26 protein-coding genes, 1 tRNA gene, 1 pseudogene and 1 riboswitch are annotated in these 24,096 nt (G+C 70.9%); of the genes and pseudogenes, 20 read left to right on the plus strand and 8 right to left on the minus strand.

The window, feature by feature from the left end; translation table 11 throughout:
• Window positions 1–28: 28 nt before the first annotated feature.
• The 14 genes from der (at window position 29) to ACR2FV_RS16170 (ending at window position 13,025) form a co-directional block, all read left to right on the plus strand.
• Complete coding sequence (gene der, locus ACR2FV_RS16105; protein ID WP_434016744.1) at window positions 29–1,501, plus strand: ribosome biogenesis GTPase Der; 1,473 nt, start codon at window positions 29–31, stop codon at window positions 1,499–1,501.
• A gap of 95 nt (window positions 1,502–1,596) precedes the next feature.
• Window positions 1,597–1,670, plus strand: a tRNA-Pro gene (locus ACR2FV_RS16110).
• A 294-nt stretch (window positions 1,671–1,964) separates the two neighbouring features.
• Window positions 1,965–2,444, plus strand: coding sequence for a hypothetical protein (locus ACR2FV_RS16115; RefSeq protein WP_434016718.1), 480 nt, complete (start codon window positions 1,965–1,967; stop codon window positions 2,442–2,444).
• 73 nt (window positions 2,445–2,517) lie between these two features.
• Window positions 2,518–3,165 (plus strand): CDP-alcohol phosphatidyltransferase family protein, encoded by a 648-nt coding sequence (locus tag ACR2FV_RS16120; protein WP_434016719.1) that lies wholly within the window; start codon window positions 2,518–2,520, stop codon window positions 3,163–3,165.
• A 5-nt stretch (window positions 3,166–3,170) separates the two neighbouring features.
• Complete coding sequence (locus tag ACR2FV_RS16125; protein WP_434016720.1) at window positions 3,171–4,058, plus strand: DUF881 domain-containing protein; 888 nt, start codon at window positions 3,171–3,173, stop codon at window positions 4,056–4,058.
• Window positions 4,055–4,387, plus strand: a complete 333-nt coding sequence (locus ACR2FV_RS16130) for a small basic family protein (protein ID WP_434016721.1) — start codon at window positions 4,055–4,057, stop codon at window positions 4,385–4,387. Before ACR2FV_RS16125 ends, ACR2FV_RS16130 begins: the two co-directional genes overlap by 4 nt.
• Window positions 4,388–4,399: 12 nt before the next feature.
• The gene (locus ACR2FV_RS16135; RefSeq protein ID WP_434016722.1) at window positions 4,400–5,167 is read left to right on the plus strand and encodes a DUF881 domain-containing protein; all 768 of its coding nucleotides are present in this window, start codon (window positions 4,400–4,402) and stop codon (window positions 5,165–5,167) included.
• A gap of 60 nt (window positions 5,168–5,227) precedes the next feature.
• Window positions 5,228–5,617 carry a glycine cleavage system protein GcvH gene (gene gcvH / locus ACR2FV_RS16140; protein ID WP_434016723.1) on the plus strand — a complete coding sequence of 130 codons (390 nt, stop codon included), beginning with the start codon at window positions 5,228–5,230 and terminating at the stop codon, window positions 5,615–5,617.
• Between the two features lie 173 nt (window positions 5,618–5,790).
• Entirely contained in the window at window positions 5,791–6,243 is a 453-nt protein-coding gene (locus ACR2FV_RS16145) for an FHA domain-containing protein (RefSeq protein ID WP_434016724.1), read from the plus strand.
• Window positions 6,240–7,022: a transcriptional regulator FtsR gene (gene ftsR, locus ACR2FV_RS16150; protein ID WP_434016725.1), complete on the plus strand. Its 783-nt coding sequence runs from the start codon at window positions 6,240–6,242 to the stop codon at window positions 7,020–7,022. The genes ACR2FV_RS16145 and ftsR overlap by 4 nt, the downstream gene beginning before the upstream one ends.
• Window positions 7,023–7,084: 62 nt before the next feature.
• The gene (locus tag ACR2FV_RS16155) at window positions 7,085–7,570 is read left to right on the plus strand and encodes a bifunctional nuclease family protein (RefSeq protein WP_434016726.1); all 486 of its coding nucleotides are present in this window, start codon (window positions 7,085–7,087) and stop codon (window positions 7,568–7,570) included.
• Window positions 7,571–7,711: 141 nt separating this feature from the next.
• Complete coding sequence (locus ACR2FV_RS16160) at window positions 7,712–8,272, plus strand: MerR family transcriptional regulator (protein WP_434016727.1); 561 nt, start codon at window positions 7,712–7,714, stop codon at window positions 8,270–8,272.
• 51 nt (window positions 8,273–8,323) lie between these two features.
• Window positions 8,324–8,420: riboswitch (glycine riboswitch) on the plus strand.
• 86 nt (window positions 8,421–8,506) lie between these two features.
• Window positions 8,507–11,437 carry an aminomethyl-transferring glycine dehydrogenase gene (gene gcvP / locus ACR2FV_RS16165; protein WP_434016728.1) on the plus strand — a complete coding sequence of 977 codons (2,931 nt, stop codon included), beginning with the start codon at window positions 8,507–8,509 and terminating at the stop codon, window positions 11,435–11,437.
• 64 nt (window positions 11,438–11,501) lie between these two features.
• A complete protein-coding gene (locus ACR2FV_RS16170) occupies window positions 11,502–13,025 on the plus strand; it encodes a glutamate--cysteine ligase (protein ID WP_434016729.1) in 1,524 nt (507 codons plus the stop codon).
• Here the strand turns inward: ACR2FV_RS16170 and ACR2FV_RS16175 are convergent.
• On the minus strand, window positions 12,997–13,620 hold the full coding sequence (locus tag ACR2FV_RS16175) for a histidine phosphatase family protein (protein ID WP_434016730.1): 624 nt from the start codon (window positions 13,618–13,620) through the stop codon (window positions 12,997–12,999). The genes ACR2FV_RS16170 and ACR2FV_RS16175 overlap by 29 nt on opposite strands.
• Window positions 13,621–13,662: 42 nt before the next feature.
• Between ACR2FV_RS16175 and ACR2FV_RS16180 the strand changes: the two genes are divergently transcribed.
• The 4 genes and pseudogenes from ACR2FV_RS16180 to ACR2FV_RS16195 all read left to right on the plus strand — a co-directional run bounded on the left by ACR2FV_RS16180 (window position 13,663) and on the right by ACR2FV_RS16195 (window position 16,408).
• Window positions 13,663–14,943: an APC family permease gene (locus tag ACR2FV_RS16180; RefSeq protein ID WP_434016731.1), complete on the plus strand. Its 1,281-nt coding sequence runs from the start codon at window positions 13,663–13,665 to the stop codon at window positions 14,941–14,943.
• A gap of 24 nt (window positions 14,944–14,967) precedes the next feature.
• A pseudogene (locus ACR2FV_RS16185) lies at window positions 14,968–15,258 on the plus strand (hypothetical protein); the annotation flags it as partial.
• Window positions 15,259–15,412: 154 nt separating this feature from the next.
• Complete coding sequence (locus tag ACR2FV_RS16190) at window positions 15,413–15,799, plus strand: GNAT family N-acetyltransferase (RefSeq protein ID WP_434016732.1); 387 nt, start codon at window positions 15,413–15,415, stop codon at window positions 15,797–15,799.
• Between the two features lie 45 nt (window positions 15,800–15,844).
• On the plus strand, window positions 15,845–16,408 hold the full coding sequence (locus ACR2FV_RS16195) for a type 1 glutamine amidotransferase domain-containing protein (protein ID WP_434016733.1): 564 nt from the start codon (window positions 15,845–15,847) through the stop codon (window positions 16,406–16,408).
• Here the strand turns inward: ACR2FV_RS16195 and ACR2FV_RS16200 are convergent.
• Window positions 16,405–16,956: a histidine kinase gene (locus ACR2FV_RS16200; RefSeq protein ID WP_434016734.1), complete on the minus strand. Its 552-nt coding sequence runs from the start codon at window positions 16,954–16,956 to the stop codon at window positions 16,405–16,407. The genes ACR2FV_RS16195 and ACR2FV_RS16200 overlap by 4 nt on opposite strands.
• 410 nt (window positions 16,957–17,366) lie before the next feature.
• Here ACR2FV_RS16200 and ACR2FV_RS16205 point away from each other — a divergent pair, with 410 nt between their 5' ends.
• Window positions 17,367–17,654 (plus strand): hypothetical protein, encoded by a 288-nt coding sequence (locus tag ACR2FV_RS16205; protein WP_434016735.1) that lies wholly within the window; start codon window positions 17,367–17,369, stop codon window positions 17,652–17,654.
• Here the strand turns inward: ACR2FV_RS16205 and ACR2FV_RS16210 are convergent.
• Window positions 17,644–18,207, minus strand: coding sequence for a DUF1697 domain-containing protein (locus tag ACR2FV_RS16210; RefSeq protein ID WP_434016736.1), 564 nt, complete (start codon window positions 18,205–18,207; stop codon window positions 17,644–17,646). The two genes, ACR2FV_RS16205 and ACR2FV_RS16210, sit on opposite strands and share 11 nt — an antisense overlap.
• A gap of 65 nt (window positions 18,208–18,272) precedes the next feature.
• Between ACR2FV_RS16210 and ACR2FV_RS16215 the strand changes: the two genes are divergently transcribed.
• On the plus strand, window positions 18,273–18,893 hold the full coding sequence (locus tag ACR2FV_RS16215) for an L-threonylcarbamoyladenylate synthase (RefSeq protein WP_434016737.1): 621 nt from the start codon (window positions 18,273–18,275) through the stop codon (window positions 18,891–18,893).
• A gap of 75 nt (window positions 18,894–18,968) precedes the next feature.
• Here the strand turns inward: ACR2FV_RS16215 and ACR2FV_RS16220 are convergent, their stop codons facing one another.
• The 5 genes from ACR2FV_RS16220 to ACR2FV_RS16240 form a co-directional block, all read right to left on the minus strand.
• Entirely contained in the window at window positions 18,969–19,100 is a 132-nt protein-coding gene (locus ACR2FV_RS16220) for a hypothetical protein (protein WP_434016738.1), read from the minus strand.
• 449 nt (window positions 19,101–19,549) lie between these two features.
• Complete coding sequence (locus ACR2FV_RS16225) at window positions 19,550–21,208, minus strand: nickel/cobalt transporter (protein ID WP_434016739.1); 1,659 nt, start codon at window positions 21,206–21,208, stop codon at window positions 19,550–19,552.
• Complete coding sequence (locus tag ACR2FV_RS16230) at window positions 21,205–22,521, minus strand: tetratricopeptide repeat protein (protein ID WP_434016740.1); 1,317 nt, start codon at window positions 22,519–22,521, stop codon at window positions 21,205–21,207. The genes ACR2FV_RS16225 and ACR2FV_RS16230 overlap by 4 nt, the downstream gene beginning before the upstream one ends.
• Window positions 22,518–23,378 (minus strand): class F sortase, encoded by an 861-nt coding sequence (locus ACR2FV_RS16235; protein WP_434016741.1) that lies wholly within the window; start codon window positions 23,376–23,378, stop codon window positions 22,518–22,520. The genes ACR2FV_RS16230 and ACR2FV_RS16235 overlap by 4 nt, the downstream gene beginning before the upstream one ends.
• 85 nt (window positions 23,379–23,463) lie before the next feature.
• Window positions 23,464–24,096: DUF4331 family protein (locus ACR2FV_RS16240; protein ID WP_434016742.1), on the minus strand; the 633-nt coding region annotated here is incomplete at its 5' end.

Raw genomic sequence — 24,096 nt, forward strand, 5'->3', positions numbered from 1 at the left:
GGACGAGCAGGGCACCGGAAGCAGGGCCATGGACCAGCAGGACAGCGCACCCGATTCGGCCGAGGGCTCCGAGCAGGTGGAGACGGCGCTGCGCGCCGGGCTGAGCCAGTTCGAGCTCACGGAGGAGGACCGCGCCCTCGTCGAGGGCGACGCCGCGGCCCTTGCCGCGGTGCGCACCGAGACGGTGCGCCCGGTGGTGGCGGTCGTGGGTCGCCCCAACGTGGGCAAGTCGACGCTGGTCAACCGGGTGATCGGACGCCGCGAGGCGGTCGTCGAGGATGTCCCGGGCGTGACCAGGGACCGGGTCTCCTACGACGCAGAGTGGGCCGGGCGTGACTTCACCCTCGTGGACACCGGCGGATGGGAGGTCAGTGCCACCGGCATCCACCTGCGCGTCGCCGAGCAGGCCGAGGTGGCGGTGCAGCTGGCCGACGCGGTGCTGTTCATCGTGGACGCCAAGGTCGGGGCCACAGACACCGACGCGGCAGTGGTCCGCCTGCTGCGCCGCTCGGGCAAGCCCGTGGTGCTGGTGGCCAACAAGGTGGACGACGAGCGCACCGAGGCCGATGCGGCGATGCTGTGGTCCCTCGGTCTGGGTCAGCCGTGGCCGGTCTCCGCGCTGCACGGCCGCGGCAGCGGTGACGTGCTCGACGCCCTGCTCGATGCCCTGCCGGCCACCTCCGCCGTGGTGGGCGAGCAGATGGAGGGTGGGCCGCGGCGGGTCGCACTGCTGGGTCGGCCCAACGTGGGCAAGTCCAGTCTGCTCAACAAGCTGGCCGGCACCGAGCGGGTCGTGGTGGACGAGGTGGCCGGCACGACCCGTGACCCGGTGGACGAGATCATCGAGCTCGGCGGCAGAGCGTGGCGGTTGGTCGACACGGCCGGCATCCGCCGCGGCGTGCACCAGGCCCGCGGGGCCGACTTCTACGCGTCGCTGCGCACGCAGACCGCGCTGGAGAAGGCCGAGGTGGCCGTGGTGCTGATCGACGTCTCGGAGTCGATCGCCGAGCAGGACATCCGGGTCGTCCAGCAGGTCGTGGACTCCGGACGTGCGCTGGTGGTGGCCTACAACAAGTGGGACACCCTGGATGAGGAGCGGGCGCACTACCTGGAGCGCGAGATCGAGCGCGAGCTCGTCCAGATCACGTGGGCCCCGCGGGTCAACATCTCAGCTGCCACCGGGCGGCACGTGGCCCGGCTGGTCCCCGCGATGGAGACGGCGTTGGACTCGTGGGACCGGCGCGTGCCCACCGGACGGCTCAACGCCTTCCTCGGCGAGGTGGTCGCCGCCCAGCCGCACCCGGTGCGCTCCGGCAAGCAGCCCCGCATCCTGTTCGCCACCCAGCCCGACACCCGTCCGCCCAAGTTCGTGATCTTCGCCAGCGGCTTCATCGAGGCCGGCTACCGGCGCTTCCTGGAGCGCCGGCTGCGTGAGGAGTTCGGCTTCACCGGCACGCCGATCGAGATCTCGGTGCGGGTGCGCGAGAAGCGTCGTCGCTGACACCCTCGTGGCGCCCGCCGATTCGGTGCCGCCGGCCGATTCGGTGCGGCCTTCAGCGATGGGCTAGGGTTCACTTCGCTTCCACGCGGAAGCCGCGGGCTGTGGCGCAGCTTGGTAGCGCACCTGACTGGGGGTCAGGGGGTCGCAGGTTCAAATCCTGTCAGCCCGACCGATAGGCCTCTGACCTGATCACCCAGGTCGGAGGCCATTCGCATGCGCCCGATCGATGGAGGTCGAGGATCCGGGCGCTCGGCACCCGGAGGGAGGCGCCGATCGTCGCCACCTGTGAACCATTTGGCGTTTGCATCCGTATACCCCTTTGACAGCCCTTCCCCACCGTGAATCGGCACCCCATATCCCGTCTGTCAGCCCTGGTCGCCGCCCCCCTGGTCGTCACCGCGATGGCGTTGCCGGCGGCAGCTCACGAGAAGCCCGACGACCGTTTGGAGTGGACCTGCAACCGGTGAACCAGCCAGCCGAGGGCCGGGTGCGGCTCACGCTGGAAGGCGATCGTCTCGAGGTGCGCCTGAAGGCCAAGGACCTGGACGGCGGGGTGCACCTCGCCCATCTGCACGGAGTCCCGCAGGCTGAGAACGAGTGCCCGCAGGTGGCAGTCCACGACACCGACGGCAACGGCCTGGTCGACATCCTCGAGGGGCTCGTCACCTATGGCCCGGTCCAGCTCACCCTGAGTGAGGGACTGAACGACACGGGCACCCGGATCAAGTACCGTCGCGAGTTCGCGGCCCTCGACACGGGTGAGTCCTTCGTCGAGCTGGGTGACCTGAGTCAGTACGCCATCGTGGTGCACGGGGTCGATCTGGACGGTGACGGGCTGGCCACGAACCCCGACGTGGACGGCGACGGCGACGAGGATGCCGCCCCGCACTCCGACAACGAGATCTCCATGCCTGCGCTGTGTGGCACGGTGGGCCAGCACTGAGGTCCCGCTGACCCCACCATCCCCAGCGCGCTCCTGGCCACCGCCTGTCGGGTTGACTGCTTATCCTGCATAGGTGGACCGGGACCAAGGGGGCAGGAGCGAGCGCGGCTTCGCGCAACGCACCCCCCAGGTCATGCCGCAGCGGCACCAGTGGCTGACCGTGCCCAACCTGCTCTCGATCCTGCGCCTGGTCGGGGTGCCGGTCTTCCTGTGGCTGATCCTGACGGGGCAGGACGGGTGGGCCCTGGCCGTGCTGCTGCTCTCCGGCGTCAGCGACTACCTCGACGGCAAGATCGCCCGGCACTACGGGCTGGTCTCCAAGGTGGGCGAGTATCTGGACCCGATCGCCGACCGGCTCTACATCGTCTCAACCGTGCTGGGCCTGGGCTACCGGGAGATCATCCCGTGGTGGCTGGTGCTGATCCTGGTCGCCCGGGACGCCTTCACGGCGGGGATGTATCCCCTCGCGCGCTCCTACCGCCTTCCCGCCCCCCCGGTGCTGTTCGTCGGCAAGGCGGCCACGTTCAACCTGCTCTACGCCTTCCCCCTGCTGCTGCTCGGGGTGCAGGAGTCGGTCGTCGGGCAGATCGCCCTGCCGATCGGCTGGGCCTTCGTCTGGTGGGGGGCGGGGCTCTACTGGCTCAGCGCGCTGGCGTATGCCGTGCAGGTTGCGGACATGGTCCGGCAGCGCCGGGCGCAGTGGCAGGCGGTGGACACATGAGAGGTATGCCGAAGGTTCGCCGGCAGCGGCGGGTCGACCCGGACCCGGCCGCGTCGATGCGGCTGCTCCAGGAGGTGCTGGAGCGACCGCTGGACCCTGGGTATGAGTCTGCGGCCACCCGGCGCGTCGAGCAGGGGCTGCCCCGGTCGACGGGGCAGCGCAGTGTGCTGATGGTGCTGACCCTGCTGCTGGTCGGCTTCGTGCTGAGCGTGGCTGCGATCACCCTCCGTGCACCGGACCCACAGGACGCGGCGTCCCGCGACCAGCTGCGGCAGCGGATCGAGCTCACCGGGGCGGTGGGCGACGACTACGCCCTGCAGATCGAGCGGTTGCGCGCCCAGATCACCGAGCTCGAGCAGGCGGCACTCGGTGAGGCACCCACGGGGCAGTCCGAGCAGGTGCGCGACCTGGGTCTGCAGGTGGGCGCGCTGGCCCTCACGGGACCGGGCGTGGTCCTGAGGCTGGATGATGCTCCCGTGGGCGACAACCAGCTGGGGGCCGAGGTGCCGGACAGCTCCGGCCGGGTGTTGGCCCAGGACCTGCAGATCGTGACCAACGGCCTGTGGTCCGCCGGCGCCGAGGCCATCGCGATCAACGACCAGCGGTTGACGGCGACGTCGTCGATCCGGTTCGCCGGGGAGGCGATCGTGGTTGACTTCCGCGGGTTGACCCGGCCCTACCTGGTGCGGGTCATCGGCGACCCGGCGGCGATGAAACAGGAGATCACCGGGGGTGAGACGGGCGACTACCTGGGCGAGCTGGGCTCCGACTACGGTCTGCAGATCGAGGTTCAGACGAATGACGACGAGGTGACGGTGCCCGCCGCGGAGCGACTCAGCACCCGGGTCGCTACGGTGGCCCCGAGGCGCAGCGATGCGAAGGAGGACTCGTGATACCGGTGCTGGGGTTGGCGGTCGGTGTGCTGCTCGGACTGCTCCTTCAACCGCAGGTGCCGCTGTGGCTCGAGCCCTACCTGCCGATCGCGGTCATTGCGGCGCTGGACGCCGTCTTCGGTGGGGTCCGGGCCTCCCTGGAGGGCATCTTCAACGACCGCATCTTCGTCATCTCGATCCTGTCCAACGTGTTGGTCGCCGGACTGATCGTCTTCCTCGGCAACCAGCTCGGGGTGGGCGCGCAGCTCTCGACCGGGGTCGTCGTGGTCCTGGGGCTGCGGATATTCTCCAACGTCGCCGCCATCCGCCGGCACCTGCTCGGGGCGTAGGCAGTGAGCTCAGTGCCGGAGCCGGCCCCGCCCGCTGCGCCGCCGCCGATGGAGCGCCGCCACGCCTGGCGCCGGCTGGCCAGGATCAGCCGGCTTCGGCTGACCCGGGGCAACGCGATGGCAGCCTTGGTCACGCTGCTGCTGGGTCTGGCGTTGGTCGCGCAGGTGCGCAGCACCCAGGCAGGCGACCTGGAGAGCCTGCGCGAGAGCGACCTGGTCGGTCTGCTCGACGACGTCAGTGAACGCGCTGAGCGACTGCGCGACGAGGTGCGCACACTCGAGCAGGACAAGAGCCGGCTGGAGGGGAGCCAGGGTGACGCCGCCGCCGAGGAGGCGGCCCGCAGTCGCCTGCGCGACTATCAGATCTTCGCGGGCACCGTGCCCGTCACCGGGGAGGGGGTGGCGCTGGTCGTCACGGATCCGCGCGGCGACGTCTCGACCACGGTGATGATCGACCTCGTGCAGGAGCTGCGCGACGCCGGTGCCGAGGCCATCCAGATCGGGTCTGTCCGGGTGGTGGCCAGCACCTGGGTGCAGGTCCGGCAGGACGAGCTGCGGGTCGACGGCCGACGCGTCGACGCGCCCTACCGGATCACCGCGATCGGTGACTCGCACACCCTGTCCGGTGCGCTGGCCATCCCCGGAGGCTTCATCGACAAGGTGCGCCGGGTCGACGGCGAGGTGCTGGTCACCGAGGGCAGGCAGCAACGTATCGACGCGGTGCGCGACCCCGCCACGCTGGAGTTCGCCCGGCCGGTCGAGTCGACCCCAGGGCGCTAGTCTCGGGGCACCCGCATCATCGTGGCCGCTGCGGCGAGCCACCCGTCATGGAGGAGCAGGATGAGCGAACTGCACTACCCCGAGGACCTGCGCTACACCAGCGACCACGAGTGGATCAGCGAGCGTGGTGAGGGCGTCGTGCGGGTCGGGATCACGGCCTACGCACAGGACGCTCTCGGAGACGTGGTCTATGTCAGCCTTCCCGCCGTCGGGGACACCCTGGCGGCCGGTGACAGCTGTGGCGAGGTGGAGTCCACCAAGTCGGTGAGCGACATCTACGCGCCCCTGGCCGGCGAGGTGACCGCCGCCAACGAGCAGCTGGACTCCACACCCGAGCTGATCAACACGGACAGCTACGGCGAGGGCTGGATGTATGAGATGAGGGTGGACGACCAGGGCGCGCTGGACGACCTGCTGGACGTCGAGGCCTACCGTGACCACCTGGACTGAGCCCGGCCGGTGAGCTCCTGCCGAGGCAGGCACGGTGAAGCGCAGGTGAGGCGGGTGGTGTGGATCGGGTCTCCCGGCATCGCGACCACCTCCTCTACAGTGGGAGGTGACCGCACGATGAGGACCCCCCGCGGCGCCGTGCCCCCGGGACAAGCAAGGAAGAAGGTGCGCCCGTGAGTGAGCGTGAGCGTGAGCACCACGCGTTCGACAACGATCCCACCACCGCGCGGCTGCCGCACGGGTCCGACCTGCCGGCCGGTGAGTACTCGTTCGAGGACGAAGCGCGGCTCTCACCGGAGGACCAGCGCACCGTTGACGCGCTGCGCCCGGGGACCGCGCTGCTCATCGTGCTGCGCGGCCCCAACGCCGGCGCCCGGTTCCTGCTCGACGCAGATGAGGTCGGCACCGGGCGGCATCCCAGCAGTGACATCTTCCTGGACGACGTGACCGTCTCCCGTCGGCACGCCGTGTTCGTCGCGCAGGGTGAGGACTACCTCGTGCGGGACGTCGGGTCCCTCAACGGCACCTACGTCAACCGAGAGCGCATCGAGGAACGCGTCCTCGAGCCTGGCGACGAGGTGCAGATCGGCAAGTTCCGCCTGGTGTTCTACCGCGGGCGGCAGTGAGCCACTCCCCGCTGCCGGATGACGCGGTGGGTGCCCCGATCGGGCAGGTGGTGCGCCTGCTCCAGCCGGACTTCCCGGAGCTGAGCGTCTCCAAGATCCGGTACCTGCAGACCGAAGGACTGATCCAGCCGCAGCGGCTGGGCAGCGGCTACCGCGTGTTCTCCCCCGACGACGTCGACCGGCTCCGGTTCGTGCTCACGGCTCAGCGCGACCGGTTCTGGCCGTTGCGGGTGATCCGGGACGTGCTGGAGCGCCTCGACTCCGGGTTGCCCGTGCCCGAGGTGGACCCGCCGAGCGAGCCGGTCTCCGATGCGGCAGCACCTCCAGCGCCCCCCGGGCCGGCGCTGGAGGGTCGGCCCGTCCCCTCGGTGGCCGGCACCGGCGCAGCGCTGCGACCCGGTGGCCGACCGACGGTGCGGATGACACCGGCGGAGCTGCGCAGCGCGACCGGGCTCGACATTCCCACCTACAGTGCGCTCACGACCTTCGGGCTGCTCCGTCTCGATCCTGCGGGTCGGCACGGGGGTGACGACCTCGACGTCGCCCGCGCGGCTGCCGCTCTGGCCGCCTACGGCATCGAGGCCCGCCACCTGCGACTCTTCCGCGTGGCGGCCGACCGGGAGATCGGTCTGGCAGAGCAGGTCCTCGAGCCGCTTCGTCGGCGCCGCGCCCGAGGAGCGCCCGGCGCGGACCCGGAGGAGGCGCAGGCTCAGGTCCTCGCGCACGGCCTGGCCCTGCACACCGCACTGGTGCGCTCCGGACTCTCGCGTCCCGGCTGAGCTGCCGCACGGGCGGGGGGTGTCGCCCCGCACGCCCGGCGTCGCAGAGGTAATCTGGTGGCGTGAAGGAACTCGATGTGCTCGGTGTCCGGGTGGAGATGCCCAACAACGCGCCGATTGTGCTGCTGCGCGAGCGCGACGGACAGCGCTACCTACCCATCTGGATCGGTGCCCCCGAGGCCACGGCGATCGCCTACGCGCAGCAGGGGGTGGAGCCGCCGCGCCCCCTCACCCACGACCTGATGGTCAACCTCATCCGCGATCTCGGACACCAGCTGGAGCAGGTGCGGATCACCGGGATGGAGAACAACGTCTTCTATGCCACCCTGGTCTTCGACGACGGGTCCCGACTCATTGAGTCCCGGCCCTCCGACGCGATCGCCATTGCGCTGCGCTCGGCCACCCCGATCCTGGCCGAGGAGTCGCTGCTGGAGCTCGCCGGGGTCACCATGGCGGTGGAGGACGAGGACGAGGTCGAGCGGTTCCGGGAGTTCCTCGACAACGTCTCCGCCGAGGACTTCGACGAGGGGGAGGACCAGACGGGTTGAGCGCGGCGTTGCCGCAGCCCGGCGCGTCGGTCGTTGACCAGGGCGGTCGCGCACCTTACCGTCGTGAGTCAGACGTCCAGAATTGTCCGGGTTGTGCCGATTTCGAGAGATCAGGAGCACGCTGTGGGTGCAGGAGTACAGTTGCCCGGTTCGGCGCAGGCCCAGGCCACCCCCTCGCAGGGGACGTTGTTCACCGACGAGGACCTGCCCTCCTTGGACGAGACCACCGGCTACCGGGGACCTACCGCGTGCGGAGCGGCGGGGGTGACGTACCGCCAGCTCGACTACTGGGCCCGCACCGGTCTGGTGCAGCCCTCGGTGCGCAACCCGAGCGGTTCCGGCACCCAGCGCCTCTACAGCTTCCGCGACATCCTGGTGCTCAAGATCATCAAGCGGCTTCTCGACACAGGGGTGTCGTTGCAGCAGATCCGCGTCGCGGTCACCCAGCTACGAGACCGGGGTGTGCAGGACCTGGCCAACATCACCCTGATGAGCGACGGCGCCAGCGTCTACGCCTGCACCTCCGATGACGAGGTGATCGACCTGGTCCGTGGCGGCCAGGGTGTCTTCGGCATCGCGGTCGGCAGCGTGTGGCGCGAGGTGGAGGGTCAGCTGGCGCACCTGCCCAGCGAGCGAGCCGACGAGGCCGTGACCGGGCACGACGACGAGCTCTCCCAGCGCAGGGCCCGGCGCAGCAGCTGACTCGGTCCTCGGGCCTTCTGGCATCCCGGCTGGTAGATTGGGCTCCGCCGAGGAGGCCGTGCGGGAGAGTCCTCACCCGCCAGGGTCGAGGCGCCGAAGGGGCAAACTCCCCAGTCAAGCTCTCAGGCGTCCGGACCGCACGGACGAGGCAACTCTGGAAGGCCGCACCTGTGGATCGTCCGCGGGAGGGCCGGCAGAGGGGGAGGTGTATCGCCCGGACTGCGAAGGAGCCTCATGACGACCATCGAATCCCGCCCCGCCCAGCACCTGCTCACCGACGACGAGCCCGACGCGCCGACCTCGGCGCTGCCGGCCTTCGTGGGGCGCCATATCGGACCTCGGGACGACGAGCTGCAGGTGATGCTCACCGCCATCGGCGGCTACGACTCCCTGGACTCCATGGTCGCGGCGGCCGTGCCGGCAGCCATCCGCAGCGGGACCCCGCTCGATCTTCCGGCGGCCACCTCGGAGCAGGCGGTGCTGGACGAGCTGCACGCGCTGGGGTCGGACAACCAGGTGCTGACCTCCATGATCGGCATGGGCTACTACGGCACGCACACCCCAGGCGTGGTGCGACGTCGGATCCTGGAGAACCCGGCCTGGTACACCGCCTACACGCCGTATCAGCCGGAGATCTCCCAGGGGCGCCTGGAGGCCCTGCTCAACTTCCAGACCCTGTGCTCGGACCTGACGGCGCTGCCGACCTCCGGCGCCTCGCTGCTGGATGAGTCCACAGCCGTGGCCGAGGCGATGACGCTGATGCGACGCTCCAGCAAGGCTCCCCGCGACGCCGTCCTGCTAATCGATGAGCACCTGCTGCCGCAGACGGACGCCGTGCTGGCCACTCGCGCAGCGCCCCTGGGTCTCGACCTGGTCCGGGCCGACCTGAGCACGGTCACCGACGAGGCGTCGCTGCGCGACGCGGCGGGTGGTCGTCCCGCCTTCGGGGTGGTCGTCCAGTACCCCGGGGTCGACGGGATCATCCGCGACTTCCGTGCGCTGAGCGAGGCGGCGCACGCGGGCGGGGCTCTGGTCACGGCCGCCGCCGATCTGCTGGCCCTGACCCTGCTCACGCCGCCGGGGGAGTGGGGCGCCGACGTCGCCGCCGGAACCACGCAGCGCTTCGGCGTTCCGATGGGCTTCGGTGGCCCGCACGCCGGCTACCTCAGCGTCCGGGCCGGCCTGGAGCGCACCCTGCCCGGGCGCCTGGTGGGGGTCAGCAAGGACTCCGCCGGTGCCACGGCATACCGGCTGGCGCTGCAGACCCGCGAGCAGCACATCCGACGGGAGAAGGCGACCAGCAACATCTGCACGGCCCAGGTGCTGCTGGCCGTGGCCGCGAGCATGTATGCCGTCTACCACGGCCCCTCGGGGCTGCGCCGGATCGCGCTGGAGACGCACGCCAAGGCCGTCGCGCTCGCCGAGGCGCTCACCGAGGGCGGCCTCGACGTCGCACCCGGTGACTTCTTCGACACCCTCACGGTGCGGGTGCCGGAACGCGCCGACGCGGTGGTCGCGGCGGCGCTCGAGCGCGGGGTCAACCTGTGGGCGCTCGATGCGCACACGGTGCGGCTCAGCACGGACGAGACGATCACCCGGGCGCACCTCAACGCCGTCGCGGCCGCCTTCGGCGTCCCGGCGATCCTTCGGATCGATGCGGTGACCGCGCCGGACTGGAGCACCACGCATCTGCGCGCCAGCAGCTATCTGGACCACCCGGTCTTCCAGCGCTACCGCAGTGAGACCTCGATGCTGCGCTACATCCACTCGCTGTCCGACAAGGACTTCGCCCTCGACCGGGGGATGATCCCGCTCGGGTCTTGCACGATGAAGCTCAACGCCACCGCGGAGATGGAGGCGATGACCTGGCCGGAGTTCGCGGCCCTGCACCCCTTCGCGCCCGCCGGGCAGAGCGTCGGCTACCGCCGGTTGATGGAGCAGCTGCGGGGTTGGCTGTGCGAGGTCACCGGCTACGACGAGATCAGCCTGCAGCCCAATGCCGGCTCCCAGGGTGAGCTTGCCGGTTTGCTGGCCATCCGCGGATATCACGTCGCCCGTGGCCAGGAGCAGCGCCACATCTGCCTGATCCCCTCCAGCGCGCACGGCACCAATGCCGCGAGCGCGGTGATGGCCGGGATGAAGGTGGTCGTCGTCGGCAGCGGCGCCGGGGGCAACGTCGACCTGACGGACCTGCGGGCCAAGATCGAGGCGCACCGCGACGAGCTCGCCGCCATCATGGTGACCTACCCCTCGACCCATGGCGTCTTCGAGGACACCATCACCGAGCTGTGTGACCTGGTCCACGAGGCCGGCGGACAGGTCTACGTCGACGGTGCCAACCTCAACGCCCTGATGGGGTTGGCCAAGCCCGGTGCCTTCGGTGGCGACGTGTCCCACCTCAACCTGCACAAGACCTTCTGCATCCCGCACGGCGGTGGTGGCCCGGGCGTCGGGCCGGTCGGCGTCCGTGCACACCTGGCACCGCACCTGCCCAACCATCCACTGGACCCCGGCGCAGGCCCGGAGTCGGGGGTAGGCGCGATCGCCGGTGCCCCGCACGGCTCGGCCGGCGTGCTGCCGATCAGCTGGGCCTATGTCCGGCTGATGGGCGGGGAGGGGCTGACCCGCTGCGCGCAGGTGGCCGTGCTCGCGGCCAACTACGTCGCCGCTCGGCTGCGCGAGCACTACCCGATCCTCTACACCGGTGACCAAGGACTGGTCGCCCACGAGTGCATCCTGGACCTACGGGGACTGACCAAGCAGACCGGCGTCACCGTCGACGACGTCGCCAAGCGGCTCATCGACTACGGCTTCCACGCGCCCACGATGTCCTTCCCGGTCGCCGGCACCCTGATGGTCGAGCCCACCGAGAGCGAGGACCTTGCCGAGCTGGACCGGTTCTGCGACGCAATGATCGCGATCCGGGCCGAGATAGACGAGGCGGCCGAGCAGGGAGTCGAGGGCAGCGCGCTGCGCGGCGCACCGCATACCGCCTGGTCCCTGGCTGGGGAGTGGGACCGGCGCTATGACCGGATGAGCGCTGCCTACCCCTCGCGGCTCGACCCCGCGCGCAAGTACTGGGCGCCCGTCGGGCGGGTCGACGGTGCGTGGGGGGACCGCAACCTGATGTGCAGCTGCCCACCGCTGGAGGAGCTCGCCGACTGACCAGCGGGTATGCCGTGTCGCTGCGACGCTGGCCGAAACCCGTGACGTGTGGTTGGGTTTGGCCATGGGCGCAGAGGTCAGTTCCGCGGACTTCACCCGCGAGCAGCGGTTGGACTTCCGGCGCAAGGTGTTGCAGGACCTCGACGTCTTCGAGCGGATGCTCGAAGACAGCCGCTTCGACTTCACCCGTCCGCAGATGGGTCTGGAGATCGAGCTGAGCCTGGTCGACACCGACACCCTGGACCCGGCGCTGATCAACGAGTCGGTCCTGGAGGGCATCACCGAGGGCGACTTCCAGTCCGAGGTGGGCCGCTACAACATCGAGCTCAACGTCCCGCCCCGGCCGATGGGCGGCGACCAAGCGGTCCGGATGGAGCGGTGGCTGTCCAAGTCGCTGCGCGGCGCCGGTGATGCAGCGCGCGTGCACGGGGCCCGGGTCTCCGCCGTCGGAATCGTGCCGACCCTGCAGCGGGACATCTTCGACGGCGACTGGCTCAGCCTCGGGGTGCGCTACACCGCACTCAACGACTCGATCCTGCGCGAGCGGGGTGCCGGCCTGGAGCTGGACATCGAGGGCCCCACGGGCGAGCGGGTGGAGCACTACTTCGACACGATCGGGCCGCTGTCCGGGTGCACGTCGGTGCAGCTGCACCAGCAGGTCACCCCACAGGACTTCCCGATGTACTGGAACGCGGCCTGCGCCGTCACCGGGGTGCAGATCGCCATGGGGGCCAACTCGCCCTACCTGTTCGGCAAGCGGCTGTGGGCCGAGACCAGGATCCCGCTGTTCAGCCAGATGACCGACACCAGGTCGGTGGAGCTCAAGCACCAGGGGGTCCGCCCACGCTCCTACTTCGGCCGCAACTGGATCACCTCGATCTTCGACCTCTTCGAGGAGAACGTCCAGTGCTTCCCGGCGCTGCTGCCGGAGGTCTCCGACGAGGACCCGGTGGCCGTGCACGCCGAGGGAGGCACGCCCAAGCTTCCGGAGCTCAAGCTGCACAACGGCACGGTCTGGCGCTGGAACCGCCCCATCTACGACGCGGTCGACGGGGTGCCCCACCTGCGGGTGGAGAACCGGGTGCTCCCGGCCGGACCCAGCGTGCTGGACATGGTCGCCAACGCCTGCTTCTACTACGGCCTGATCGAGCGGCTCACCAGCAGCGGGCGCCCGATCTGGACCAAGATGAGCTTCGCCCAGGCCGAGCACAACTTCGACGAAGCCAGCCGGCACGGGATCACCGCGGCCCTGTCCTGGCCCGGGCTGGGCACCATGAGTGCGACGGAGCTGGTCGCCGAGCACCTGATCGCCGAGGCCCACGAGGGGCTGGCCGCACTCGGGCTGCGCCGGGAGGTGCGCACGTACTACCTCGACGTCATCGCCGGTCGGTGCGCCGCGGGCCGCAACGGCGCCAGCTGGCAGGTCGAGGTCACCGAGGCCTACGAGGCCGCCGGACACGACCGGAATGCCGCGCTGCACCACATGTACCGGCACTACATGGACCACATGGAGCTCAACCAGCCGGTGCACACGTGGCCGGTCCCCACGGTCGAGCCGGTCAGCGGCGGCGGCTCCACGCCTGGATGACCGGGTCCTCGTGGTGGTGGCCGAGCACGCAGACGCTGCCCGTGGCGAACTCAAGGTTGCGCCCGAAGCGTGGCTCGCTGCGCAGGTAGACCCCGGTGAGGATGCGCAGGGCATGGCCGTGGCCGACCAGCGCCACGTCGCCTTCGTGCAGCTGCGACCAGACCTCCCGCAGCACCCGTGAGGCACGCGCGGCCACCTCCTCGACCGTCTCCCCGCGGGTCTCGCCCGGGGCGACGCCGTGCTCGAAGACGGTCCACGGGTAGCCCAGCTCCTCGCGGATCTGGGCGGTGGTGATGCCTTCGTAGGCGCCGTAGTCCCACTCCCGCAGATCCTCGTCGATCGTGTCCACCTCGAGCCCGGCCAGCTCCGCGGTGTGCTGGGCCCGCCGCAGCGGCGAGCAGCGCACGTGGACGAAGGAGAACTCCTGCAGGACCGGTCGCACCGAACGGGCGGCGTCCTCGCCCTCGGGCAGCAGGGGCAGATCGGTCACGCCGGTGTGTTGACCGCTGCGGGACCACTCGGTCTCTCCGTGCCGGACCAGGACCAGTCGACCTTGGGGGATGGGCGGATGGCCGGAGGACTCGTCATCACTCATGCCGGAACCCTAGCGTCCCCCGGGTCCTGGCACACTTGGCCCGTGAGCGCCGGGCAGCAGGGTCCCGACGAGCTGCGGCGCAGCCTGGGGCAGCGGGACGCCGTCGCGATCGGGATGGGCTCGATGGTCGGTGCCGGTCTGTTCGCGGTATGGGGTCCGGCCACCTCGGCCGCCGGGCGCTGGGTCCTCGTGGCGCTCGCCGTCGCCGCGGTGGTGGCCCTGTGCAACGCGTTGTCCTCGGCCGCCCTGGCCGCTCGCTACCCCAGCGCCGGGGGCACCTACGTCTACGGCCGCGAGCGACTGGGCCCACGGTGGGGCTACCTTGCCGGGTGGTGCTTCGTCATCGGCAAGACCGCGTCCTGCGCTGCCATGGCGCTGACCGTCGGCGCCTACCTGGTCCCTGAGCACGCCCGGGTCGTGGCGGTGCTGGCCGTGCTGGCTGTCACCGGGCTGAACCTGTTGGGGGTCACCCGGTCCGCCCGCGCCTCCGAGATCGTGGTGGCGGTGGTGCTGACCCTGGTGGTCGCCCTGGTCGTGACCGCGGTGCTGCGACTCACCGGCGCGGACGGACCCCTCCCGGGGCCCACGACGGCGACGGTCGACGGGGGAGTGCTCGGGGTGCTGGAGGGGGCCGGCCTGCTGTTCTTCGCCTTCGCCGGCTACGCCCGGATCGCCACGCTCGGGGAGGAGGTGCGCGACCCTGCCCGCACCATCCCACGAGCGGTCGTGATCGCTCTGCTCGCGGTGGCGGCGACCTACGCCGTCGTCGGGGTGCTCCTGCTGCAGGTGCTGGGGGTGGCGGGGACAGCCGGCACGGCCGCGGCGCTGTCCGACGTCGCTGACCGGCTGTGGGGGAGCGGGGCGAGTGCGGTGGTCGCGGTGGTGGCGGCCGGGGCCGCACTGGGCGCGCTGCTCAACCTGCTCCTGGGCATCTCGCGGACCGGCCTGGCGATGGCGCGCGACGGTCACCTCCCGTCGGCGCTGACTACGACGGGGGCCGTGCGGGCGGTGCCTTGGGTGGCCGAGCTGTGCGTGGCCACGGTGGTGCTGGCCGCGGTGCTCGTCGTCGACCTGCGCGGCGCCATCGGCTTCTCCAGCTTCGGGGTGCTGCTCTATTACGCGGTCGCCAACGCCTCCGCGTGGACCCTGCGCGGGGACTGGCGGTGGGCGGCGACGGTGCCGGTGGTCGGTCTGGCCGGCTGTCTGGTGCTGGCCGTCACCCTGCCCCTGGTCTCGGTGGTCTCCGGGTCTGCCGTGCTGCTGGCCGGGCTCCTGGGGTATGCCGTGACCTCCCGGTCGGGCAAACCCGGTGGACCCGACTGAGCAGGCCGGGGCACCATGAGTGGCATGACGACGACAGACACGGCATACCGCTGGGGTCACCTGAGCACCGAGCACCTACACCCCTGGGCCGAGCTGGTCAACCTGCTCGCGGAGGTGGACCAGACCGATGAGTTCCTCGGGCCGGAGGACCTGGCCGAGGAGCTGGGTGGGCACGGGGTCGACCCGGCGCACGACAGCTGGGCGGTCTGGGACAGTGCCGCGCTGGCAGCCCACGCCCAGGTGCGGGTCTCGCACACCCTCGACGGCGAGGGTCGGGTGCGGATCTGGGCCAGCGGGGGAGTGCACCCCGAGCACCGGGGGCGCGGCCTGGGTCGGCGGCTGCTGCAGGAGTCCGAGCAACGGGGCCTGGAGCTGGCCGGCGACCGGCACCCGGGTGCACCGGTGTTCTGGCGGGCCGACGGCGGGCTCGAGGGCGACCCGGTGCGCCCGATGCTGGAGCACTGCGGGTATGCCGTCATTCCGCGACCACTGGGGCTCGGCGCAGACCGCGCCGGAGTCCTGGCACGACCACTGGGCCTCCCGCAGCGCCCGGATGGGGGTGTCCAGCGTCGCGCTGGACCCCGCGGGCCGACCGTTGGCCTACGCCCTGTGCGCGGAGTGGGTCGACCGGGAGCTCTACGTCAACATCGTCGGCACCGTCCCGTCCGCACGCGGCCGCGGGCTTGCCCGGGCCTGCCTGGAGCACACCATCGCACGGGCGAGCGCGTCGGGCGACTACGACACCATCGAGCTGCACGTGGACTCGGCCAGCCCGGCCGGCGCCACCCGCCTCTACGAGCGGGTCGGCTTCGGACTGGACAAGACGTTCGCCGCCTACGAACGGGCGGCGGGGTAGCCCGCTCGACTTGCGGACCTCATCCGGGCGACCGAGCCTGGAGGCATGACATCGCATACCAAGTCCGTAGCCTTCCTCGTCGCCTCCGAGGGCATCGAGCGGGTTGAGCTGACCGACCCCCGGGACGCCGTCACCGACGCCGGCTTCACCGCCCACGTGGTGAGCCCGGAGTCCGGTGAGGTGCAGACCTTCGACCACCTCGACAAGGCCGAGCAGATCCCCGTCGACAAGACCGTGGCCGAGGTCACGGTGGACGACTACGACGCGCTGGTGCTCCCCGGGGGTGTCGCCAACCCGGACGCGCTGCGCCTCGACGAGCAGGCCGTGGCGTTCATCGGCGACTTCCTCGCCTCGGGCAAGCCGGTCGCCGCGATCTGCCACGCCGCGTGGACTCTGGTCGAGGCCGACGTGGTGTCCGGCCGCCGGCTCACCTCCTGGCCCAGCCTGCAGACGGACCTGCGCAACGCGGGCGCCGAGTGGGTGGACGAGCAGGTCGTCGTCGACGGCAACCTGATCACCAGCCGCAACCCCGACGACATCCCCGCCTTCACCTCCGCCCTGCTGGAGGCGCTCCAGCACGGCCCCGACGCCGCCCGGCAGGCCGGCTAGGGCGCCGGGACGCTCCAGCTGATCCGGGTGCCGCGCGGCACCAGCGCGGTGACGTCGCAGCGCCCCGATCTGGCGACGGCTTGGTCGCGCAGGTTGGCCGGCCCGCTGCGGCGGGTCACCGCGCCGATGCCCACACCGTCGTCCTCGATCTGCACCTGCACGGTCGGCCTGAGGCTCAGGGCAACCCTCGCGGAGTCGGCCTGTGCGTGCCGCACGACATTGGCGAGCCCCTCGCGGACCATCGGATGCTCGGTGAGTCGACCGGCGACCTGCAGGGACAGTCCGGTGGCGAACAGCCGTTGGATGACGAGGTCGTGCATGTCCCTGGCGATCCGCTCCCGGTCCTCCAGGAGCAGGACCGTGGCCCGGTCACGCTGGGCCCGTGAGGCCAGCAGGGCGATTCCCACCTGTTGCGCGAAGTCCGCCAGCGGATCGATCACCCGGCTGGCCACGTCGGCCTCGGCGACTCCCCAGACGGCGACCAGGACACCGATCGAGCTGCTGCCCGCGGTGATCGGGACCACTGCCGTGGGGCCCGACTGGGGCAATGCGGTGTGGCGTGTTCGGCGTCCCCGTCCGGCGCCCGGTCACCGGCCCCCGGTTCAGCAGGATGGATCGTGTGCGTGGCGGCGACCACGGGGGCGGAGCCGGCACTGTCCAAGGCGACGAAACATGCCTGGGCGCCGGTGACTCGGGCGTCGACCAGCGAGCAGGCCGACGTCACGATTCGGCGCAGCACCTCGGATATCTCCAGATCGGCGCTGATCGCGAGCACCGCATCGAGCAGGGCCTGGGTCTGGGGCCCGGGCAGCGCAGCATCGTCAGGGCCGGCGGGAGAGGCCATGGCGCGAGCATAGCCAGGCTCGGAGCCACCACAGGCGGGCCGTCCCACCGGCGATGCGCAGACCCGGGACTTTGGGCCGTAGTCCGTTGTGCCCCGAGGGCCCATCGTGAAGCTATGCCCCCACCGTTGCCGTCGGCCACCACCGACGCGAAAGCCACGACCTTCACGACGGCGTTGCGGTCGCTGGGGCCCGGGGACAAGCAACGGGTCACCTTCGAATCGCCGACCGGAGAAGCCGGACCGACGTTGGTGCAGCGCAGCCGGCGGGCCCTCGTGCTGGTCGTCGGGTCGGATGAGAGCACCGACCCGGAGGTATGCGGTGGGATCGCGGCCTACTGTGTGGCCCGTGCGCACTGCCAGGTGCACGTGGTGGCCAGCAGGCAGCCGCCGGTCAACCGCTGAGCATCTCGAGGAGCCTGTGGGCCGAAGCACGGTTGCGGGCGGTGGCCTGGTCCTGACCGGCCCCACGCACCCGGGCGACCCGCTCAGCGAGGCGACTGTGCCCCATACCCAGCGGGGTGTGCAGGTAGGTGGTCGTGCCGATCACTCTCAGATGGTCGGGACCACCGGCTTCCTGGTGCTCACGCAGCAGCCGCTCCAGCACGGCCCGTTGGTCAGCAGTCACGGGCTCCTGCTGGGCGGCCAGGTGCACCGTCTTCGGTTCGACGTCGGCAGGGTAGGGGTCGGCGGTCACCACGTCGGCCCACTCCTGCGCCGCTCGAACCACCACGACCGGGGCGAAGCCGAACCCCCGCTCGATGGCCTCCCGGAGGGTGGTCGCGTGGCCGGCGGGGGTGCGCTGCGCCCCGGCGGTGAACACGACGTTGCCGGACTGGATGTAGGTCGCCACGTCGGTGTGACCGAGCCCGCTCACCGTCTCGCGGAGCTGAGCCATCGGCAGCCGGTGGTGCCCACCCACGTTGATCCCCCGCAGCAGGGCCAGGTGTGTCGGCATGAGTCCAGCATGCCAGCCCGCGCGAGTCTGGGGTCCCGTGTCGGCACAGGTGGTTACGGTAGGGCATGGCCAGGTTCTACGACATCCACCCCGTCGACCCGCAGCCCCGTCTGGTCGCCCAGGTCGCGCAGATCCTGCGTGACGGCGGCTTGGTCGCCGGTCCCACCGACGCGTGCTACGCGATGGGCGCGCAGCTGGGCAACGCCGCGGCCAAGCAGCGGATCATCGACATCCGGGGCCTGGACGACAAGCACCACTTCACCCTGATGTGCCGCGACTTCGCCCAGCTCGGCCAGCTGGTCCAGCTGGACACCTCCACCTTCCGCGCGATCAAGGCCGCCACCCCGGGGGCCTACACCTTCATCCTGCCGGCGACCTCAGAGGTTCCCAAGAAGCTGCTGCACCCGAAGAAGAAGACCGTCGGGGCACGCATCCCCGACCACGCGATTACTCAGGCGGTCCTGGCCGAGCTGGCCGAGCCGCTGCTGACCAGCACTCTCTGGCTGCCCGGGGAGGAGGAGCCGATGGGGCTGGGGTGGGAGATCAAGGAGCGGCTGGACCACGTCGTGGATGCCGTCATCGACGGCGACACGACGGGGTGTGACCCCACCACCGTGGTGGACTTCTCGGCCGGCTACCCGGAGGTCGTGCGGGTCGGTGCCGGTGACCCGGCGCCGTTCGAGTGACCCGCCGGACCCGGGTGATGGCTGGCTGCTGTCCAGGGCCGCTTCGCGCAGCCCCGGACAGCAGCGGTGCCTCGATCAGTTGGGGATGCCGCCGCAGAGCACCGGGATGGTGCCTTCCAGCGGGAAGTCGGCACTCAGCGAGGACTCGCCGGCCACCGCGAACCGGTCAAGGGCGAGCGCGCTGGAAGGTGAGGTCTCACCGACCACGGTGAGCGAGGCCAGTAGCTGGCGACCTTGTCGGAGGGGTTGTCGTCGTGGGAAGCTGCCCACTCATGAAGGCCAGTTGACATAATGTCCCTTATCGGCACCTTCGCCGCCGGGCGTGCAGCTGAATGTGACCTAGTAGACGCTCCAGCGACATCCCCGTCACATTCATGCGGTGCCTTCACATCGGTGCGAGCAGCCCTGCGGGATGAGCTACCCGACGGTGGCGCGTCGGTTCACCTCGGCCGATCGCTGCGGCGTCCGACCGGTCCGTCCGCGGGTGTGACGGCGCGAGAGCCGGCGCGCGGTAGGTAGACACGCAGGCCCAGCCGCAGATCGGGACCGGCGATCTCGACATCGGTCACCGAAGGCAGTCGCCCGGCCCCACGCCGCAAAAGCCTTGGGGCCGAGGCCGGATGCAGCCATGCTGGCAGCCTATGGCCGGCGGATGCCTAGAACGCGAGTCCGCGGACGATCAGAGCCAGCCCCACCACGAGCACGAGGATGGCGGTGAGGATCGGCAGCGCAGCGACGGCACGAGTCGCGACGGAGGCAGCAGCGCGGGTGTCCGTGTAGGTGTCCAGACGCCCGCGCAGGCGTACCAGCAGCAGACCGACCGCGGTGAGGGTGGCAGCCATCCCGAATCCGTAGGCGAAGACCAACAGCACCCCGAAGACCGTGCGCCCCAGCGCGATGGAGCCCAGCAGGACCACGAGGGCGGACGGGCTGGGGACCAGACCCCCGGCGACGCCCATACCGATCAGCCCTCGGCGCCCGGTCCCGGGTCCGTGACTGTGGCCGTGACTGTGGCCATGACTGTGGCCGTGGTCATGCCCGTGACTGTGGCCCTGGTGATGGCCCTCGTGCGGGTCGTGGTCTTGGACGAGGGTGTCACTGTGCCCGTGTTCCCCGGCGTGGGCATGCGAGTGCCCACCGCCCGGGTGATGGTGCGCCTGCGCCAACACCGCCTGGGGAGCCGACTGCTGCCGGCGGGACCGGATCGCGTCGCGGAGCAGCCCGGCACCGATGACGGCGATCAGCAGCCCGCTGACGATGCCCAGCCAGCGCAGGGCCTGCTCCCCCGCCAGTGCGCTGGAGACGGTCAGCAGCAGTCCCAGCACCAGCACGCCCACCGTATGCGTGCCGGTCACCGTCGCACCGACGATCAGCGCGTCGGCGGGTCTCCCCCGGCGCCCCGCCAGGTAGGCGGCCATCACGGTCTTGCCGTGACCGGGCAGGACAGCGTGCCCAGCCCCCAGGAGCACGGCCAAGGCGAGCGCCAGGACGCCGATCAACGGTGTCAGCTCCCGGTCCCCGATCAGGTCGTCCAGCAGCCGATCGCCTGCGTTGACCAGACGACTGAACGGGTCGTCGCCAGTAAAACCTGGCACCCCCACATCTGCGGGACTGCCCTGCCCCTCCCCCTCCCCCGGCTCCGTCGAGACCGTGAGCGACCGGACGTCGAGCGGGGAGGAAAGCAGGTCCTTCGGATAGCTCCGCAGCTCATCACTGATGCTCTGCTGGGGCACCGGGGAGTCGATCAGGGCCACCCCGTCACCGGTCGCTGTGATCTCACGCCAGCCGATGCGGTCGGTGCGGTAGCGATCCTGGAAGGTCAGCGACCCGGGCTCTCCCAGGGGTGCGGATGCCGTGAACCGGCAGGTCAGCCGCAACGTCTGCAGCCCCGCCTGGCCCGGCACGGTCTGCAGGGAGCTGTCCTGGCCACGCCACCGCACGGGCTCCCCATCCACCTCGGCCAGCAGGTCCGACGCCAGCTCGGGGCACTGCGTCTCGGCATGGTCAGCCAGCTCGGCAGCGGAGGGCTCGCCGTTGCCGTCGGTGTCGATCGACGGCATCTCCTGCTGGGTCGGGATCTCGGCGAGGTCCACCACGCTGAGCAGGTCGATGGCCTCAGGCGTGAGGGTCAAGCCGTTGTAGTGGCTGACGGTGAAGTTGCCCAGCGGGTGAGCCGGAGGGGCAGCGGCCCTGCTGTTGTCGGGGGAAGCGGTGGCGGCCGCGGCCGTGCCGATCGATCCCAACAGCGCACCCAGGAGCAGCACGAGCGCCACGGCATACCTGCGCGGGACCGAACTGCGTCGGGCCGGGCTCACTCGCCCGCGCCCAGCTCATCGAGCGCCGCACGAGCCTTCGGCGCGTGCAGCGGGGAGAAGTGCGGGTTCGTGGCCAGTGCCTCCTGCAGGTGCGTCCGGGCCTTGTCGTCCATCCCCAGCTCGGCTTCGATCATCCCTCGGTGATAGAGGAAGGTCGCGTTGGGTCCCTCCAACCGGTTCGCCTCGACAGCATGGTCCAGGGCCTGCTCGTCCTGGCCGGCGCTGTGCAGCGCCCAGGCCATTGCGTCGGCGGAGTCGACGTTCTGTCGCAACCTCCACTCCCGCTTCGCGTGCTGTACGGCCGCCTGCGGGTCGCCCCGCTCGGCGGCCACCATCGCGGAGGTCAGGTCGTCCTGGACACCGTTGGTCTCGAACAGCTGCTGCGCGGCGTCCAGGACGGCGAACTGCTGGTCCGCGGCGTCGGTGCGTCCGAGCGAGGTCAGGTAGGTGCCGTACTCGAAGAGGAAGTCCGGCAGTGGGCGGGCAGCCACGACCCGGTCGTATGCCGCGATCGCCTGCTCTTCCTGCCCGCGGGCGCCGTGCACCCGGGCCAGTCCGGCCAGCAAGGTCGGGTCGTCCGGCACGGCCTTCAGCCCCGTCTCGAACTGCTGCTGCGCCTCCTCCAGGTCTCCCCCTGTGAAGGCGAGCTGTCCGAGGTAGTAGCGACAGAAGGCCGTGTCCGCCGGGGAGAATGCGCCCTCCAGGGCGAGCTCGAGGGCCTGCCGGGCGCGCGCACGCTCCCCGTGCAGCTCCAGGTCGTAGGAGGCGCGGGTGTAGGACGCCAGACCCGGGCGCACGTCCAACATCTCCTGCACGGCGGCGGTGGCTGCCTCGTAGTCCCCCAGCTGGACCAGCGAGTCCGCCAGGACGCCCCACGAGGTGTGGTTGGCCGGGTTGACCTCCTGTGCCTGCCGCGCCCAGTCGGCCCCGGCGGTGAACTCGTGTCGTGCGTTGGCCAGCGCGCCCATCGCGGTGAGCGCGTCGTCGTTGCCTTCCTCGCGCAGCTCGAGGGACTTCTCCAGGGCGCCCTCGGCCTTGGGGTAGTACGACGGGTCGGCACTGACCCGAGCCTGCTCGACGTAGGCGGCGCCGAGCTGGGCCCACAGCTCGTCGTCGTCCGGCCGTTCCTGCAGCTGGTCCTGCAGGTCGGCGATGCTGCGCGCGAGGGGGTCCGACGCCGGCTCGGCCGACGCCGCCACCGGGTCCGGCGTCGCGGAGCTGTCGTCGGTTCCCAGCAGTGGCCCGACCAGCAGCGTCCCGGTCAGCAACAGGACACCGGCGCCGAGTGAGATCTGGGCAGCGGTTCGCCTCATCCCTGGGCTGCCTTCTTGGTCAGCATCGGATCCAGCCGGGCGGTGACGACATAGTTGTCGAGATAGGAGTGTGCGTCGACGTCGAAGTCGCCTGTGCACGTGATCAGCACCAGCTCGGAATCTGCGCGGTCGCGGTAGACCTCCTTCGTCGGCAGGGCGTCCTTGGGGTACTGCTGGAAGTCATAGACCGTGAACACGGCGACGCTGCCGTCGGTGCGCTGGACCCGCACCTCGTCGCCCACCCTCAGCTGATCGAGCTCGTAGAAAATGGCCGGGCCCTCCTGGTCGTCGACGTGGCCGACGATGAGAGCAGGGGGGCCGTTGACGTCCCCTGGGTAGGCACCGCCGGTGTACCACCCGGCCTTAGCGGCGTCCTTGGGCACCTGCAGGCTGTTGTCGGCCGCCAGGCCCAGCTTGACCAGCTTGGACTCGACGCCGATCGCGGGGATCGCCACCTTCACCGGTGGGACATGCAGCATGCCGCGCTTCGCCGGTGGCGTCACGGGTGGCAGGTCTCCGCGCGTCGCCGAGACGACCTCAGCCTGGGCGATCGGGTCCGCCGACGGCTGCTGAGCCACGGGTGCGCCGGCGACGGAAGTCAGTGGGTCGGTCTCGACGTCGGTGCCCGTGGGAAGGAAGGGTGCGGCGGGGGCGGCGGCGGGCGCGGCGGCGGGCGCGGACGCGGCGCGCACGGCGTCGGCGGTGCTGTCGGTGCCGACGCGGTAGCCGATGAACATCGCCACGGTCAGCGCGAGGGCGGCCATGCCGGTGGCTGCGGCGACCAGGGACCAGGACTCCACCACCATCTGGCGGGCCTTCTCGGCGCGGTGTCGTGGGTTGATCTGCGGATCCTTCACGGAAGGCTCTCCTCGGGTGTGGCTCGGTCGAAGGGGGCGGGTCCGACCCGCCCCCTTCGACCTGTGTCTTGCAAGTGCTTCCTGGTCAGGCCAGGGTGGTCCCCGACCCGGTCGGCGCGAGCCGCTCGCGGCGACCGCGCAGCAGCGAGCCTGCGCCGACGCCCATCAGGATCATCGAGCCGGCACCGGTGAGCAGCACCCAGCTGGGCAGACCGTTCTCCGTCGCCGTGCCACCGAACCCGGTCGGCACTCCGCCGCCCGGCATGGTCGAGCCCTCGGCGCCCTGGTTGACCGCCTTGGTGTTCGGCAGCGCCAGGTAGGGGAAGGTGTCACCGAAGGCGGCGGTGTTGTTGTCCACACCGTCACCAGTGGCCAGGGCCTGCACGAGCTCGCCGCTCTGGGCAGCACCCATCAGAGCCTGGATCTCGATGTCGACCACGTCGTCGGCCAGCCGGCGACCGTTGGGGAAGCCCTGCAGGTCTCCGGCGAGCACGCCGAGGCGGGAGGGCTCAGCGGTCGGCGGAACGGTGAGGTTCAACCGCAGCATCTCCGAGGGGACGAACGCGTCGGCCTCCACGTCACCGTTGAGCACCTGGGAGTTCAGGTCGGCCTGGATCGGTCCGGTCGACTTCGCGATGCCGGTCAGGAAGATCTGCTGGATGTCCTCACGCGGCGTCTCCGGGGCGGGAATCCCGTAGATCGCCTCGATCAGCTGGGC

The sequence above is a fragment of the Ornithinimicrobium sp. genome (genome assembly GCF_051004135.1).
Lineage (GTDB): Bacteria > Actinomycetota > Actinomycetes > Actinomycetales > Dermatophilaceae > Ornithinicoccus.

Excerpts from the sequence above, each read along its gene's own strand:
- der (WP_434016744.1), top strand. The coding sequence starts at position 29 with ATGGACCAGCAGGACAGCGCACCCGATTCGGCCGAGGGCTCCGAGCAG.
- ACR2FV_RS16125 (WP_434016720.1), top strand. The coding sequence starts at position 3,171 with ATGCCGAAGGTTCGCCGGCAGCGGCGGGTCGACCCGGACCCGGCCGCG.
- gcvH (WP_434016723.1), top strand. The coding sequence starts at position 5,228 with ATGAGCGAACTGCACTACCCCGAGGACCTGCGCTACACCAGCGACCAC.
- gcvP (WP_434016728.1), top strand. The coding sequence starts at position 8,507 with ATGACGACCATCGAATCCCGCCCCGCCCAGCACCTGCTCACCGACGAC.
- ACR2FV_RS16170 (WP_434016729.1), top strand. The coding sequence starts at position 11,502 with ATGGGCGCAGAGGTCAGTTCCGCGGACTTCACCCGCGAGCAGCGGTTG.
- ACR2FV_RS16175 (WP_434016730.1), bottom strand. The coding sequence starts at position 13,620 with ATGAGTGATGACGAGTCCTCCGGCCATCCGCCCATCCCCCAAGGTCGA.
- ACR2FV_RS16190 (WP_434016732.1), top strand. The coding sequence starts at position 15,413 with ATGCCGTCATTCCGCGACCACTGGGGCTCGGCGCAGACCGCGCCGGAG.
- ACR2FV_RS16195 (WP_434016733.1), top strand. The coding sequence starts at position 15,845 with ATGACATCGCATACCAAGTCCGTAGCCTTCCTCGTCGCCTCCGAGGGC.
- ACR2FV_RS16205 (WP_434016735.1), top strand. The coding sequence starts at position 17,367 with ATGCCCCCACCGTTGCCGTCGGCCACCACCGACGCGAAAGCCACGACC.
- ACR2FV_RS16210 (WP_434016736.1), bottom strand. The coding sequence starts at position 18,207 with ATGCCGACACACCTGGCCCTGCTGCGGGGGATCAACGTGGGTGGGCAC.
- ACR2FV_RS16215 (WP_434016737.1), top strand. The coding sequence starts at position 18,273 with ATGGCCAGGTTCTACGACATCCACCCCGTCGACCCGCAGCCCCGTCTG.
- ACR2FV_RS16230 (WP_434016740.1), bottom strand. The coding sequence starts at position 22,521 with ATGAGGCGAACCGCTGCCCAGATCTCACTCGGCGCCGGTGTCCTGTTG.